General features: G+C 74.2%; 16 protein-coding genes. 9 read left to right on the forward strand and 7 right to left on the reverse strand.

The window, feature by feature from the left end; all coding sequences use genetic code 11:
- Positions 1–111 precede the first annotated feature (111 nt).
- The gene (locus ACZ5GH_RS04475) at positions 112–1068 is read right to left on the reverse strand and encodes an FAD-dependent oxidoreductase (protein WP_387747073.1); all 957 of its coding nucleotides are present in this window, start codon (positions 1066–1068) and stop codon (positions 112–114) included.
- Positions 1069–1443: 375 nt separating this feature from the next.
- Between ACZ5GH_RS04475 and ACZ5GH_RS04480 the strand changes: the two genes are divergently transcribed.
- Positions 1444–2007, forward strand: a complete 564-nt coding sequence (locus ACZ5GH_RS04480) for an RICIN domain-containing protein (protein ID WP_464333500.1) — start codon at positions 1444–1446, stop codon at positions 2005–2007.
- 92 nt (positions 2008–2099) lie between these two features.
- Here ACZ5GH_RS04480 and ACZ5GH_RS04485 read toward each other — a convergent pair whose 3' ends face one another.
- The gene (locus ACZ5GH_RS04485; RefSeq protein ID WP_387747067.1) at positions 2100–2585 is read right to left on the reverse strand and encodes a cysteine/serine endopeptidase inhibitor; all 486 of its coding nucleotides are present in this window, start codon (positions 2583–2585) and stop codon (positions 2100–2102) included.
- A gap of 268 nt (positions 2586–2853) precedes the next feature.
- Between ACZ5GH_RS04485 and ACZ5GH_RS04490 the strand changes: the two genes are divergently transcribed.
- The 3 genes from ACZ5GH_RS04490 (at position 2854) to ACZ5GH_RS04500 (ending at position 4282) form a co-directional block, all read left to right on the forward strand.
- Entirely contained in the window at positions 2854–3045 is a 192-nt protein-coding gene (locus tag ACZ5GH_RS04490) for a hypothetical protein (protein WP_387747064.1), read from the forward strand.
- A gap of 168 nt (positions 3046–3213) precedes the next feature.
- Positions 3214–3867, forward strand: coding sequence for a 4'-phosphopantetheinyl transferase family protein (locus tag ACZ5GH_RS04495; RefSeq protein WP_387747061.1), 654 nt, complete (start codon positions 3214–3216; stop codon positions 3865–3867).
- A gap of 31 nt (positions 3868–3898) precedes the next feature.
- A complete protein-coding gene (locus ACZ5GH_RS04500) occupies positions 3899–4282 on the forward strand; it encodes a barstar family protein (protein WP_387747059.1) in 384 nt (127 codons plus the stop codon).
- A gap of 33 nt (positions 4283–4315) precedes the next feature.
- Here ACZ5GH_RS04500 and ACZ5GH_RS04505 read toward each other — a convergent pair whose 3' ends face one another.
- Complete coding sequence (locus ACZ5GH_RS04505; protein WP_387747057.1) at positions 4316–5284, reverse strand: polysaccharide deacetylase family protein; 969 nt, start codon at positions 5282–5284, stop codon at positions 4316–4318.
- A 210-nt stretch (positions 5285–5494) separates the two neighbouring features.
- Between ACZ5GH_RS04505 and ACZ5GH_RS04510 the strand changes: the two genes are divergently transcribed.
- Complete coding sequence (locus tag ACZ5GH_RS04510; protein WP_464333501.1) at positions 5495–7081, forward strand: CehA/McbA family metallohydrolase; 1587 nt, start codon at positions 5495–5497, stop codon at positions 7079–7081.
- Between the two features lie 275 nt (positions 7082–7356).
- Positions 7357–7851, forward strand: a complete 495-nt coding sequence (locus tag ACZ5GH_RS04515) for a hypothetical protein (protein ID WP_387747052.1) — start codon at positions 7357–7359, stop codon at positions 7849–7851.
- A 36-nt stretch (positions 7852–7887) separates the two neighbouring features.
- On the opposite strand, the gene ACZ5GH_RS04520 is transcribed toward ACZ5GH_RS04515, so the two are convergent.
- A complete protein-coding gene (locus tag ACZ5GH_RS04520) occupies positions 7888–8346 on the reverse strand; it encodes a DinB family protein (protein WP_387748035.1) in 459 nt (152 codons plus the stop codon).
- Between the two features lie 230 nt (positions 8347–8576).
- On the opposite strand from ACZ5GH_RS04520, the gene ACZ5GH_RS04525 reads away from it, so the two are divergent.
- From ACZ5GH_RS04525 to ACZ5GH_RS04535, 3 genes are all read left to right on the forward strand, one after another.
- Positions 8577–9167, forward strand: coding sequence for a carboxymuconolactone decarboxylase family protein (locus tag ACZ5GH_RS04525; protein ID WP_401114215.1), 591 nt, complete (start codon positions 8577–8579; stop codon positions 9165–9167).
- Positions 9164–10036: an RNA polymerase sigma-70 factor gene (locus tag ACZ5GH_RS04530; protein ID WP_464333502.1), complete on the forward strand. Its 873-nt coding sequence runs from the start codon at positions 9164–9166 to the stop codon at positions 10034–10036. The genes ACZ5GH_RS04525 and ACZ5GH_RS04530 overlap by 4 nt, the downstream gene beginning before the upstream one ends.
- A 113-nt stretch (positions 10037–10149) precedes the next feature.
- Complete coding sequence (locus ACZ5GH_RS04535; protein WP_387747043.1) at positions 10150–11025, forward strand: class I SAM-dependent methyltransferase; 876 nt, start codon at positions 10150–10152, stop codon at positions 11023–11025.
- Between the two features lie 330 nt (positions 11026–11355).
- Here the strand turns inward: ACZ5GH_RS04535 and ACZ5GH_RS04540 are convergent, their stop codons facing one another.
- From ACZ5GH_RS04540 to ACZ5GH_RS04550, 3 genes are all read right to left on the reverse strand, one after another.
- The gene (locus tag ACZ5GH_RS04540) at positions 11356–11754 is read right to left on the reverse strand and encodes a hypothetical protein (RefSeq protein WP_387747041.1); all 399 of its coding nucleotides are present in this window, start codon (positions 11752–11754) and stop codon (positions 11356–11358) included.
- A gap of 281 nt (positions 11755–12035) precedes the next feature.
- Positions 12036–12416, reverse strand: a complete 381-nt coding sequence (locus ACZ5GH_RS04545; RefSeq protein ID WP_387747038.1) for a CBS domain-containing protein — start codon at positions 12414–12416, stop codon at positions 12036–12038.
- Positions 12417–12577: 161 nt separating this feature from the next.
- Positions 12578–14125, reverse strand: coding sequence for a DEAD/DEAH box helicase (locus ACZ5GH_RS04550; protein WP_387747035.1), 1548 nt, complete (start codon positions 14123–14125; stop codon positions 12578–12580).
- Positions 14126–14139: the final 14 nt, after the last annotated feature.

The raw sequence follows: 14139 nt of genomic DNA on the forward strand, positions 1-14139 counted from the left end.
TGTGATGGGTCCGTGACCGGTCCGGGACCTACCCGTCGGTCATGATCGGAGGACCGTGGGGCGTGCGTTCGAAAGTTCGCAAATACGGTCGGGGAAAGCACATATGACGACTCATCCGATCGATCCGAGCGCGGCCGCGTAGTCCGCCGCCGCGTCGGCGCAGCCCCAGCTGAGGGTGACGCCGGCGCCGCCGTGGCCGTAGTTGTGGACGATGCGGCCGGCCGGGTCCGGTTCGAGGCGGGGGCCGCCGTGGCGGGCGGGGCGCAGGCCGACGGCGTGGCCGATGACGCGGGCGTCACGGAGGGCCGGGATGCGGGCCGTGCAGCGGGCGAGGATGGCTGCCGCGGTGGCGGGGTCGGGTGCGGTGTTCCAGTCGTCCGGTTCGAAGGTGCCGCCGAGGACGACGTCGGCGCTGCGGGGGTGGACGTAGGTGTAGCCGCCCGGGTCGTCCTGGATGCGGGTGGAGGCGGGCAGTCCGGGGTTGCGGACCAGGACGAGCTGGCCGCGCACCGGGTGGACGGCCGGGTCGTCGCAGAGCTGTCGGGCGCCGATTCCGGTGGCGTTGACGACCACGGGCGCCCAGGCCCGGGCCTGGTCGAGGGTGTCGAGGCGGCGGTGGACGGTCTCCCCGCCGTGGTCGAGGAACCGGTCGAGCAGCCAGGGCAGGTAGAGCGGCATCTCGACGGCGGGTGCGGTGAACGACCAGCCGTCCGCGCTGTCCGGTCCGCGTTCGGCGGCCGTCAGCCGGCGCAGGTCGGGGACGGCGGCACCCCACCAGGGCAGGCCCGCCGACTGCTGCTCGTGCTCCAGCATCCGGGTGCTGCGCATCGAGACGCCGGGGACGCCGTCGGCCGCCTGGCGGGCGAACTCGGCGAAGGCGGTCGCGGACCAGTCCGCCACCCGGCCGCTGGTGCCGGTGGCGACCGGCAACCAGACCGCCGCGGCCACGGCCGAGGTCGTCGACAGCAGGTCGTCGGCCGTCACCACGACGACCCGAAGTCCCTTCTCCTGCAGCCGGATCGCTGTGGTGAGCCCGATGATCCCGCTTCCGACCACGACGACGTCCATGGTGAACTCCTCGCTCGAAGGGTGGCCCGCCGGGGGCCGGCGGCCGTCTCCAGGAAAGCCGGTCATGCCGGGGCCGTCCACGACCGGTTCCGACCGGAAGCGACGAGCAACCCTTGCCATCGTCACCCGGGCCGCCGGACGGCTGGTCGAGCGCACCGGCAAGGGCTGTGCGCCGGCGCCGGCCGGGCGCGCGGCCGCCGAGGAGGCACGGCGGGTGCTGCGGGAGCGTGGTGGTAGGCAGCGCGCGGGCGTCGGCGCCGGCGCCGGGCGACGGCATCCGGCCGTGATCCGAACGGCCGATAGTCACCTGTGCCCGGTCGCGGACAGGGTCCTAGCGTCGGGGCACCGACACAGTCCGAGCACGGGAGTCCATGAATGAACGTGTCCACACGAGCCGGCTCGATCCTCGGGGCCGCCGCGGCGGCGCTGGCCCTGTGCGCCGGGCCGGCGGCCGCGGGCGGGCAGCCCGCGGCACTGTCGGCGGCCGGCAGCGCCCTGCCGACCCGCACGGCGGGAGCGGCCGCGCAGCCCGACGGGATCTCCACGATCACCAGCGCCAGCCCGGAGGCCGCCGGCAAGTGCCTGGACGTCTACGACTGGGGCAAGGGGCGGGACATCCAGATGTGGGCCTGCCACGGCGGCAGCAACCAGGCCTGGACCATCTCCTGGAACGGCACCAGCGGGGGCTGGAACATCCAGAGCCTCGCCAGCCACCAGTGCGTCGACGGCTCCCTGGGCAAAGGGGAGCAGCTGATCCAGAACTCCTGCGGCACCGGCCTGGGGCAGGCCTGGAAGATCGACTCCTTCGTCGGCGCGTTCCGCGTCGAGAACATCGCCTACCCCGGCCAGTGCATGGACATCTACAACTGGGGACGCAGCTCGAAGGTCCAGCTCTGGGACTGCGGGAGCCAGGCCAACCAGTACTGGCTGTCCGGCTGACCGACCACCGGCTCTGGGCGGCCCCGGTGCCCGCGACCGCTCCGGTGCCCGCCCCCGCGAACCGGGCGGGGGCGGGCACGGCCGTCAGGGGCTCAGCCGATGGTGGAGCCGGTGATCGGGGCGGAGAGCTCGACGGTCTCGCCGTTGCGCCCGGCCTTGACGAACTGCCAGCTCAGGCCGCTGATGACGCCCTTGTCCAGCGGGGCCAGCTTGGCGAAGGCCGGCTGGCTGAGGTCGATGTGGGTGGAGTCGCAGGACGGACACTGGTCCTTCACCGGGACGGTGACGGTCTTGCCCTGGTAGGTCACCTTGACCGAAATGCCCTTGCAGACGGGGTCGTTGTTCGGGTTGGCGGTGGTCCACCAGGTGTGCGAGACGGCGACCAGCATCTGGGTGGCGGCGTTGATCTGGGTGCCGCAGGCGCCGTAGCCGGCGTCGTTGTAGTAGGTGGCCTTGCCGGTCATGGGCTTGTTGATCGGGATCGCGGCGCTGGCGGAGCCGGCCGTGAGGGCGATCAGGGCGGCTGCGGCGAGCGGGGCGCCCGCGAGGATCCTGAGGTTCTTGCCGATGGCGCGCATGGTCCGTTCCCTCCGGTTGCGGTGCAGGGTATGGCATGTGCATGACAGGCGGAACTCGACACATCCGCACGACGGTTCGCCGACCGAATGTCCGCCCTTGTGGAGGAAACGTATGCGCCCTACCGCGGGTGGTCCAGACCTCCGCGATGTTGGCATGAACACAAGGCAAGCATCTTTACCAATGCGGCCGAAGGGGCGAAGATGCGTGACCGCACCGCCACGGAGGGTGTTGACAGGGCGTCACCCGAGTCTCCGGAGGCCCCCTCAGATGCGCACCTCGCTCGTCGCCCTGCTCCTCGGCACCTTCCTGCTCCCGACCGCCGCCCCCGTCGCCGCCGCTGCCGCGCCCCGCGAGGTGAACCAGGGCTACAGCATCCCGGTGGCCGGTGTGACCGACCTCGGCGCACTGCCCGTCCTCGGCAGCCTCGGGCTGGACTTCGCCCGCCTGCTCACGCGGTAGCGGCCGCACCTCCGCGCGGGGCGGCACCGGGGACCGGCCCCGGCGAGGGCGGCGCCGAAGGCACCCGCAGCCGCCTCGGGGTTCCCGATCCCCCGCCGAGATCCCTCCACCCGGGTTACCCTCGTCCCGCGCGGCGCCCGTCCGCGCGGCCGACCGAGGGGGGAACGGATGATCGGGGACCTGCTGCCGGACGTCGTGGTGACCGAGGTGGCCTACGACGACCCGCCGGAGGCCCGGCTGGAGCCCGAGGAGGAGCCGGCCGTCGCCCGGGCCGTCGACAAGCGGCGCCGCGAGTTCACCACCGTCCGGCACTGCGCCCGGACCGCCCTCGCCCGGCTCGGCGTCCCGTACCGGCCGCTGGTCCCGGGCCTGCGCGGCGCCCCGAGCTGGCCGGACGGCGTGGTCGGCAGCCTCACCCACTGCGACGGCTTCCGCGCGGCGGCCGTGGCCCGGGCCGGCACCCTCGCCTCCGTCGGCATCGACGCCGAACCCGCGCTGCCGCTGCCCGAGGGCGTCCAGGAGGCGGTCGCGCTGCCGGTCGAGCAGCAGCGGCTCGCCAAGCTGGCCGCCGAGTACCCGGACGTGCCGTGGGACCGCATCCTGTTCAGCGCCAAGGAGTCGGTGTACAAGGCCTGGTTCCCGCTGACCCTGCTCTTCCTGGACTTCCACGAGGCCGAGCTCGACCTCTCCCCCGACGGCACCTTCACCGCCCGGCTGCTCGTCCCCGGCCCGGTGGTCGGCGGCCGCCGGATCGACGGCTTCGACGGCCGCTGGGCGGTCCGGGACGGGCTGCTCGCCACCGCGATCGCCGTCTCGCCCTGACCCGCCGCCGGCGCCGCATATCCTCGACCCCGTGACGGTGACCTATGTGATCGACGGCAACGGGATCAGGACCCTGGAGGACTTCTGGGACGCGGTCGGGCGGACCATCGGCGAGGACGGCTACTTCGGCCGCAACCTCGACGCCTTCGCCGACTGCCTGCGCGGCGGCTACGGCACCCCCGACGACGGCGACTGGGTCATCGAGTGGCGCCACCACGAGGTCTCCCGCCGCAACCTCGGCCACCCGGAGACGGTCCGCCAGCTGGAGCTGCGGCTGTCGCGGGCCCACCCCGCCAACCGGGCGCAGATCACCGCCCAGCTGGACGCCGCCCGGGCGGGCCGGGGGCCGACGGTCTTCGACTGGCTGGTCCGGATCATCGAGGAGGAGCACCCGGGCGGCCTGCGCCTGGCCTGAGCCGTCCGCCCCGAGGCGCCCCCGCCCGCCCGGCTACAGCACGTCCGACAGCCGTACGAAGCGCCGACCCGCCGCCAGCAGCCCCGGCACCGCCGCCGCCACCCCGGGGGCGGTGCCGCCGCCCGGATGGTTCAGATGGCCGATCACGATCGCGCCGGGCGGGGCGGAGGCCACCTCCTGCCGCACCTCGGCGGCCCGCAGCGTCGCCCCGCCGTCGCCGTTCACGGTGAAGCCGGCCACCCGCTGGCCGAGGTCGGCGACCACCCGGGTGGCGACGTCGTCGTAGTGCGCGGTGCCGGAGCGGAAGAACCGGGGCGGGTGCCCGAGCAGCTCGGCGAGCTTGTGGGCGTTGCCCGCCACCTCGTCGTACACCTCGCCGACGTCGCGCGTGCCGGCGATGCCGTACGCGGAGCGGCCGGTGACCGAGAGCGGGCGGTGGGCGGTGCCGTGGTTGCCGATCTCGAACAGCGGGTCGGCGGCGAGCCGCTCGAACTCCTCCGGGTTGGCGTCGATCCAGCGGGCGTTCAGGAAGAGGGTGGCCGGCACGCCGTTCGCCCGCAGGAAGTCGATCAGGTCGGCGTCGTAGCCGTTGCCGCCGGGGCCGCCGCAGGCGTCGAAGGTGAGCGCCATGGCGCTCTCGCCCTCGGGCAGCGCGGTGATCACCCCGGACACCTCCAGCCCCCAGTCGCCCGGGGCCTGCCCGTCGTACCGCTCCACCGACTCGGCCCGGGTCGGCTCCCGCGCCGGCTGCTTCGCGGCCTCCGGGGCGGGCGTGGGCTCCGGCCCGGCCGTCGGCGCGGCGGCGGCCTCGGCGGGCCCGGCCGCAGTCCCGTCGGCGGGCGTCCCGAGCGGGGCGGCGGACGGGGCGGCGGACGGTATCGCCGAGGCCGCCGAGGCGGAGCCGGCCGGCGGGAGCAGGGATGAGTCGGCGCCCGCCGACCTGGTCCGGCACCCCGTCAGCGCTCCTCCGGCCACCACCATGAGCAGCGTCCGCCGCCTCACCGACACATCCGTCTCCCATCCGCACTAGTTCTCATATAAACCGACGACATGACTATGAACCGACCAATCGTCACTCCCCGCAACTCGCCCCCGCCCCCGGCCGGCACCTCTTCACCGCCCCGCCCCACCACCGTGGGCCCCGACTCACCCCCGGTTCACTCGCCGGGGTAGGCACGCGGGCGACCCGCCCGCCGCGAACCGGAGACCTCGATGCCGACCGAGCCCAGCACGCCCCGCCACGACCAGCCCGCCCGCCGCGACCTGCTCCGCACCGGCCTCGCCACCGGCGCCGCCACCGCCCTCGGCCTGGCCGCCACCACCGCCCGGGCCGCCGCCTCCCCCACCGACGCTCCCGGCGGCACCCCCGGAGGCACCCTCACCCTCACCGGCCATCTGCCCACCGGCTCCCCCGACTTCGTCCACCTCCCCGTCGAAGTGCCCGAGGGCGTCCGCGAGATCGCCGTCTCCTACCGCTACGACAAGCCGCCGGTCCCGGCCGGCACCCCCGGCAACTCCTGCGACATCGGCATCTTCGACGCCCGCGGCACCGACCTCGGCGGCGCCGGCTTCCGCGGCTGGTCCGGCGGCTTCCGCACCGAGTTCAGCCTCTCCCGCGGCGCCGCGACCCCCGGCTACCTCCCCGGGCCGATCGACCCCGGCACCTGGCACGTCGTCCTCGGCCCCTACCAGATCGCCCCGCAGGGCCTGGACTACCACGTCGAGGTCACCCTCCGGTCCGGTCCGCCCGGGCCGCGGTTCACCCCCCACTACCCGGCGGAGCGGGCCCGCGGCCGCGGCCGGGCCTGGTACCGGGGCGACTGCCACCTGCACACCGTCCACTCCGACGGGCGGCGCACGCCCGAGGAGGTGGCGGCCGGGGCCCGCGCGGCCGGCCTGGACTTCATCGTCTCCACCGACCACAACACCAGCTCCTCGCACGGCTCCTGGGGCCCGCTGGCCGGCCCCGACCTGCTGATCCTGCCGGGCGAGGAGGTCACCACCCGCAACGGCCACTGGCTCGCCCTCGGCCTGGAGCCCGGCCAGTTCGTCGACTGGCGCTACCGCTCGCGCGACGAGGAGTACCCGCGCTTCGTCCGCCAGGTCCACCGGGCCGGCGGCCTGGTGGTGCCCGCGCACCCGTACTGCCCGTACGTCGCCTGCCAGTGGAAGTTCGGCTACGAGGGGGCCGACGCCGTCGAGGTGTGGAACGGCCCGTGGACGTACGACGACGAGTCGGCGGTGGACACCTGGGACGGCCGGCTCGCCGTCGCCCTGCGCGAGGGCCGCTCCTGGCTGCCCGCCCTGGGCAACAGCGACGCGCACAGCGAGCCGCAGGCCATCGGCTCCCCGCACACCGTGGTGCTGGCCGAGGACCTCACCCGCGACGCGATCCTGGACGGGCTGCGCGCCGGGCGCAGCTGGCTGGCCGAGTCCTCCGCCGTCCGGCTCGACTTCACCGTCACCGGACACGGCCGCCGGGCGGGCATCGGCGAGGAGCTGACCGTCCCGGCCGACGCCCCGCTGGACGTCCGGCTCACCGTGTCCGGGGTGCCCGGCGGGACGGTCCGCCTGCTCACCGACGAGGGGCAGCTGCACCAGGAGTCGCTGCCCGCCGACGGCTCCGGCACCGTGGTCTGGCGCACCACCGCCTCGCTCGCCTCCTACGTCCGGGCCGAGGTGCGCCACCCGAAGGCGGACGGCACCCCGGGCAGGGGCAACTCGATGGGGCCGGACCTGCCCTGGGGGCCGATGGCGGCGCTCACCAACCCGATCGTGCTGCGCACCGAGGAGCGGTAGCGGCCGGCACCGACCCGCCCGGGCCTCTCCGGCCTCCCCGCCGACCGGCCCGGACGTCCCCTCCGACCCGCACCGACCTCGCCCTCCGACCCGCCCAGGAACCGGACGGGGGACGACTCCGCCACCCGTTTGGACTAGGTTGATCCCCGAAACGCATCAGTCGTAGGGACGAGGCGGTCGGTTGTCCGGTACAGGGGCCGACCAGCCCCTTCGCACGCCGACCGCCCCGCCCCCGGCTACCCGACCGTCCCCGGCCCGCGAAGGGATCAGCAGCTGTGAACCGTACGACCGTAGGTGGGCCGGAGCTCGGGGGCGGCCGGGGCGCCGGGGGCGTCCTCGTCCTCGTCGACCCCGACGGGGCCGGGAACAGCCCGGTCGCGGAGCTGCTCGCCCGGGAGCTGAACCCGAGCGTCCACCTGCGGACGGACGACTTCCTGCGGGTCATCCGCAGCGGCCAGCTGCCGCCCCACCTGCCCGAGGCCGGGCACCAGAACGCCACCGCCCTGGCCGCCGCCGCCCAGGCCGCCTTCGCCTACGCCACCCGGGGCTACCAGGTCGTGGTGGAGGCGCCCGCCGTCCCGGCCGCCCTCGACACCTTCCGCCGCGAGAGCCGCACCACCGGCGCCGCCCTCCACTACGTCGTGCTGCACGCCGGCCCGGCCGCCGAGGCCCCCGACCACGCGCTCGACACCACCGCCCTCACCCCCGAGACCACCGCCGCATCCGTCCTCGCGGCGCTCGCCCACCGCACCCACCTGCTCGGCTGGTAGGGCGCTCGGGCTCGGCTGATAGGGCGCTGGGGCTCGTCAGGCGCCCACCACCCCGTCGATCGCCTCCCGCAGGAAGTCGGCGTGCCCGTTGTGCCGGGCGTACTCGTGGATCAGGTGGAGCATCACCAGCCGCAGCGACACCTCGGCGTCCCACCGGGCCTGGTGGCCGGTGACGTCGAGGGAGTCGGCGGCGAGCTCGATGCGCCGGGAGTGCTCGACCTCGGTCTGCCAGGCGGTGAAGGCCTCGTCCCGGGTGGCGCCGGCGGGGTCGTACGCGGCCTGGTAGTCGCCGTCCCCGGACCAGACCAGCGGCAGGTCCTCGCCGTTGATCACCCGGCGGAACCAGGTCCGCTCCACCTCCGCCATGTGCCGGACCAGGCCCAGCAGGCTGAGCGCGGACGGCGGGCTGGAGCGCAGCCGCAGCTGCTCGTCGGTCAGGCCCTCGCACTTCAGGGCGAGGGTCGCCCGGTGGAAGTCGAGGAAGCCGCGCAGCATCTCGCGCTCGCCTCCGGTCAGCGGCGGGGCGGGGCGGTCGTCGGGGACGTTCACGGTGTCGTGCTCCTCGCGGTGGTCGGCGGTACCCGCGGACTGTAGCGAACCGCCCGGCCCGTCCGGAAAGCGTTTTCCCCTGCTCTCGCACCGCCCTGTCACATCCGCGCGCCGTCCGGTGTCTTCATGTCCGGCGAACCCGCCGCACCACCGAACCCCCGAACCGGGAGGACACCATGGCACTGCGACTGCCGAAGGCCCAGCTGCCCGCCGAGCTGAGCGAGAACATGATCAAGGGCTTCGGGACGGAGCTCGAACCCGTCGAGGCGATCTGGCACAACCCCGGCGTCGCCACCGCGAACCTGGACTTCTCCCGCCGGATCGCCGAGTGGGACGCGCTCGACGAGAGCCTCAAGTCCTTCGCGCACATGGCGGTGGCCGCGCAGGTCGGCTGCGGCTGGTGCCTGGACGTCGGCTACTTCCAGGCGCGGAACCAGGGCCTGGACCTGGCCAAGGCGAGCCAGGTGCCGAACTGGCGGGCGTCCGAGGTCTTCACGCCGCTGGAGCGGGAGGTGATGGAGTACGCCGAGGCGATGACCGTGACCCCGCCGGCCGTCACCGACGAACTGTACGAGCACCTGCTGGACGAGCTCGGCCCGGCGGCCATGGTCGAACTCACCGCCTACGTGGCCTTCGTCAACATGGCCACCAGGAACAACACCGCGAACGGCGTCCGCTCCCAGGGCTTCTCGGACTCCTGCGAGATCCCCCTGGCCCGGCGCGGCGCCGCCGCCGTCGACGACGCCGCCGGGGCGTCGCCGGCATGACCGGGACCGAGGACCCCTTCGTCACCCACCGCAGCCTGCTCTTCACCGTCGCCTACGAGCTGCTCGGCTCCGCCGCCGACGCCGAGGACGTGCTGCAGGAGTCCTGGCTGCGGTGGGCCGAGGTCGACCACGACCGGGTGCAGGACCCGCGCTCGTACCTCATCCGGATCGTCACCCGCCAGGGCCTCAACAGGCTGCGGACGCTCTCCCGCCGACGCGAGCAGTACGTCGGCGAGTGGCTGCCGGAGCCGCTGCTCACCAGCCCCGACGTCGCCGAGGACGTCGAACTCGCGGAGAGCGTCTCGTTCGCGGTGCTGACCGTGCTGGAGACCCTCGGGCCGACCGAGCGGGCGGTGTTCGTGCTCCGCGAGGTCTTCGAGCTGCCGTACGAGGAGATCGCCGAGGCCCTCGGCAAGACCCCGGCCGCCGTACGGCAGCTCGCCCGCCGGGCCCGCGGGCACGTGGCGGCCCGCCGGCCCCGGGTGCGGGTGAGCCGCTCCGAGCAGCAGCAGGTGGTGGAGCGCTTCCTGGAGACCCTGCGCACCGGGCGGTTGCAGGACCTGATGGCGGTGCTGGCGCCGGACGTCGTCCTGATCGCCGACGGCGGCGGCATCGCGGCGGCGGTCACCGCCCCGGTGCACGGGGCCGAGGCGGTGGCGGCGCTGCTCGCCCGCACCGGCCGGCTGCCGGTCGCGTTCGACGCCGCCACGGTCTGGCTCAACGGCGCACCGGCCGGCCGGATCGACATCGGCGGCGAGCCCTCGGTGGTGAGCCTCGCGGTGGCGGACGGCCGGATCACCCGGGTCTACATCGTCCGCAACCCGCGGAAGCTGACCCGGCTCGACGCCCCGGCCGTCCTCACCCGGTAGCCGCCCCCGTCGCGTGGTGGTGCCCGCGCCCCCTCGGAGCACCACCACGCCCCCCGCCGCCCCTGGACACGGCCCACCCCGCCATCACGTACCGTGTTCGGACCACCACAGGTTTGGGTACGTACCTCGGCACGCCCGACGGCCGGGCACCCACCGACCAGGAGACCCAGCGGCCCATGGACCACAACCGCATCCCCCCGACCGTGCGCCAGACCTACGGCGCCGACGACCTCAGCACGGCCCCGTCATTCGCCGGCGGTTTCATCAACTTCGGCTACTGGCAGGGGATCGACCTCGCGGCCCCGACCCCCGAGGACCGGGTGCGCAGCCAGGAGCAGCTGTACCGGCGGGTGTTGCGGGAGTTCCCCGAACCGCGCGAGCGGCTGCGGCTGGCGGAGGTGGGTTGCGGGCGCGGCCTCGGGAGTGCCCTCGCCCTGCGGGAGTTCCGGTTCGCGGGGGTGACGGGGGTGGACATCCACCCGGACCAGATCGAGCGCGCCCGGGCCGTCAACGCGAGAGCCCTGGCGACGTACCCCGATCGGCTGGCTTACACCCTGGGCTCGGCGGACGAACTCCCGTTCTCCGACGGCTACCTGGACGGCGTCTTCTCCGTCGAGGCCGCCCAGCACTTCCGCGAACTGAGCGGTTTCGCCCGCGAGTCCTCCCGCGTCCTGCGATCGGGCGGCCGCCTCGTCGTGACCACCTTCTTCACCGCCCCCGGCCCCGACGCCGCCGAACGCCTCAAGATCATGCTCGCCAGCTTCGCCGACGGCCTCGACGTCCCCCACCCCCTCGACGCCTTCACCGCCGACCTCACCCGCCACGGCTTCACCGACATCACCACCGAATCCATCGGCTCCGACGTCTGGCCCGGCTTCGACCGCTACCTCACCGACACCGTCCCCACCGCCCACTGGTCCCGCCACTTCCTCACCGCCTGGCGCGACGGCCTCCTCGACTACCACGTCCTCACCGCCACCCGCATCTGACACCGGGGCCCGCCCCCAGGCTCGCCCGCACCCCCGGCGGGCGGGCCCGCACCGGGCCCTCACGGCTCGACTTCGGGCACCCCTTGACGCCCAGCACCGTCGTGCGATCCCGGCAGCCTGTGGGCCCGCTCCCAGGGCATCACCGGTCAGGTCAGGCATCCCGTGGCGGCGGTTCGCCTGCCCACCGGCTCACGCAACACCTCGAAACGGGCACACGGCCAGGACGACCGCCGGACCGTGTTGCCCGATTCGCGCCCGGTCGGGGAGAAGGGCCACTGTCAGGACCGCGTCGGTGTCCTTCGGGTGCGGTCTACTCGGAGGGCGGCGCGGTCATCGGCGGCGGCGGCCGCCGCCGCCGATGTGGCGGTCGTTGGCCAGTGCGGTCAGCGGGCCGTACTCACAGGCCAGCTGGTTCCACGTCAGGACCTCGCCACAGCGGGCCGGGAACGTCTTCGGGTCGAATTCGGGCATGGTCCAGGTGCCGGTGGCCCGGTCCCGTAGCCACAGGTCCCCGTCACCGTCGACCACAGTCGGCGGGGCCGGTACGGGATCGGCCTGATCGATGGGATCCCAGGTGACCCGGCCGGGGTGGGAGACGCGGCGCAGCTCGGTGGTGGCCAGCCGTGCGGCCAAGTCGCGGGTGGACTCTTCGGTGTCCTTGACCGACGCGAGCCGGTACGCGTCGTCGAGGACGGGCAGGGCTGGATTCTGGCTGCGCTTGGAACTCATACGCTGGCTACCTCCGTAGGAGGCGCCACATCCGTTATGGCACCCCGTGTGGGAACACGGTATCCGAGTCGGGCGCCGTGCCGGTCACTACCACCGTTCAGGTGGTCGGCCCGGGTGCGCCACCGGTGCGACAACTCGCCAACGGTGGCGAGGGCGCCGGCGATGGCCTCGTGCTGGTCGGCCATCCGCCTCCCCTGGCGGGACACGGGGCCGAAAGCCGCGGTGAGGGACACTGCGAGCGACAGGGCGACGGCCGGCGCGTCGGCGCCGACGGGACGGTCCTAGAAGCTGAGCAGGCCGATGGCGTGGCCGTCATGGTCCACCACCGGCCACACGTCCAGGCCTCGGGCGCGCATGGCGGCGGCCGCCGCGTCCGCGGGCATGTCAGCGGTGGCGAACGGGCCGCGGTCGAGGACGACGGCGCGCACCGGGGTCCGCTCGGTGTACCAGGAGCGGGCCTGGAACGGCGCGAGGTGCAGGCGCGTCAGCAGCCCCGCACAGCGGCCGTCGTCGTCGCGGACCAGGATGTGGTCGGTGCCGGAGCTCTGCAGGATGTCCATCGCCGTGTCGACCATGATGTCGTCGCTGACCTGCAGATCAGGGCACTTCATGACGTCGCCGACCGTGGCGGCGGTCTCGGTGCGTTCGAGGGTGATGGTCATGGGCAGACTCCTTCGCGTATCCACCGCCGGGACCGGCGGTGGGCGGAACGCTGACGGTGGGACGGCCGGCGGGTGCGCCGGAGTGGGCCGAGACTGCTGTTCGTCCGGTGAGTGGTGGGAGCCGGGACCACGGCGGCGGTCCCGGACCCCACGCGCCCGTGCTAGGCGGCGAGGGCGACTCGGCGCGGTGCCCGGCGGCGGCCGGAGGAGCCCTTGTTGTCGCGGCCCGTGGCGGTGGCGCGGGTGTCGGCTCCCGCGTGGGCGGGGCGGCCGCGGCGGCCGCGGCTCGCGGACGCGCTGCGGCGGGGGCGTTCGACGACGGGGACGGCGATCACGGTGGGGATGCCCGTGGGTACCCGGGCGCCGGTGATGCGGGCCAGGTCGTCGTCGCCGGCGCTGACGCGGGTGGTGACGGGGGTGATGGCGGCCGTGGCCATCATGCGGGCCATCTCGCGGCGCTGGTTGGGCAGGACGAGGGTGACGACGGTGCCGGACTCGCCGGCGCGGGCGGTGCGGCCGCCGCGGTGCAGGTAGTCCTTGTGGTCGGCGGGCGGGTCGAGGTTGACGACCAGGTCGAGGCCGTCGACGTGGATGCCCCGGGCGGCGACGTTGGTCGCGATCAACGCGGTGACCTGGCCGGTACGGAACTGCTCCAGGGTGCGGGTGCGCTGGGGCTGGGACTTGCCGCCGTGCAGGGCGGCGGCCTTCACCCCGTTCGCGAGCAGGTCCTCCACCAGGCGGTCCGCTCCGTGCTTGGTGTCGATGAACATGATCACGCCGCCCTCGCGGGAGGCGATGTGGGCGATCGTGGCGGCCTTGTCGTGGTTCTGCACGTGCAGCACGTGGTGCTCCATCGTGCTGACCGCGCCTGCGGACGGGTCCACCGAGTGGGTGACCGGATCCTTCAGGAACCGCCGGACCAGGCGGTCGACGTTGCGGTCCAGGGTGGCGGAGAACAGCATCGTCTGGCAGCCCTCGGCGACCTGGTCGAGGAGTCCGGTGACCTGCGGCAGGAAGCCCATGTCGGCCATCTGGTCGGCCTCGTCGAGGACGGTGATGCCGACCCCGTCCAGCTGGCAGTCGCCGCGCTGGATCAGGTCCTTGAGGCGACCGGGGGTGGCGACCACGACCTCGGCCCCCTGGTTCAGGGCGTGGGCCTGGCGTCCGATCGACATTCCGCCGACCACGGTCGCCATGCGCAGCCGCACCGCGTGGGCGAACGGGGTGAGGGCGTCGGTGACCTGCTGCGCGAGCTCGCGGGTGGGCACCAGCACCAGGGCAAGCGGGCGGCGCGGCTCGGCGCGCCGCCCGGCGGTCCGGGCCAGCACGGCGAGGCCGAACGCGATGGTCTTGCCGGATCCGGTGCGGCCTCGTCCGAGGACGTCACGGCCGGCCAGCGAGTTCGGCAGCGTGGCAGCCTGGATCGGGAACGGCGCGGTGACGCCCTGGCGGGTCAGCACCGACAACAGCGCCTTCGGCATGTCCAGCTCGCCGAACGCCTCGACGGCCGGCAGCGCCGGGGTGGTGCTCACCGGCATCGCGAACTCCCCCTGCAGGGACGAGCCCTGACGGGAGTTGCGGCCGCCGGCGGGCCGGTCGCCGTAGAAGGAACCGCCGCCGGAACGGGATCCGTGGGAACCGCCGGAGCGGGCGGAGGCCGAGGAGCGGGAGTTGGTGGTCCGGTACGCGGAGCGACTGGAGCGGTTCATGGGAAACCTTCCTG

Source organism: Kitasatospora sp. Xyl93, assembly GCF_055383135.1.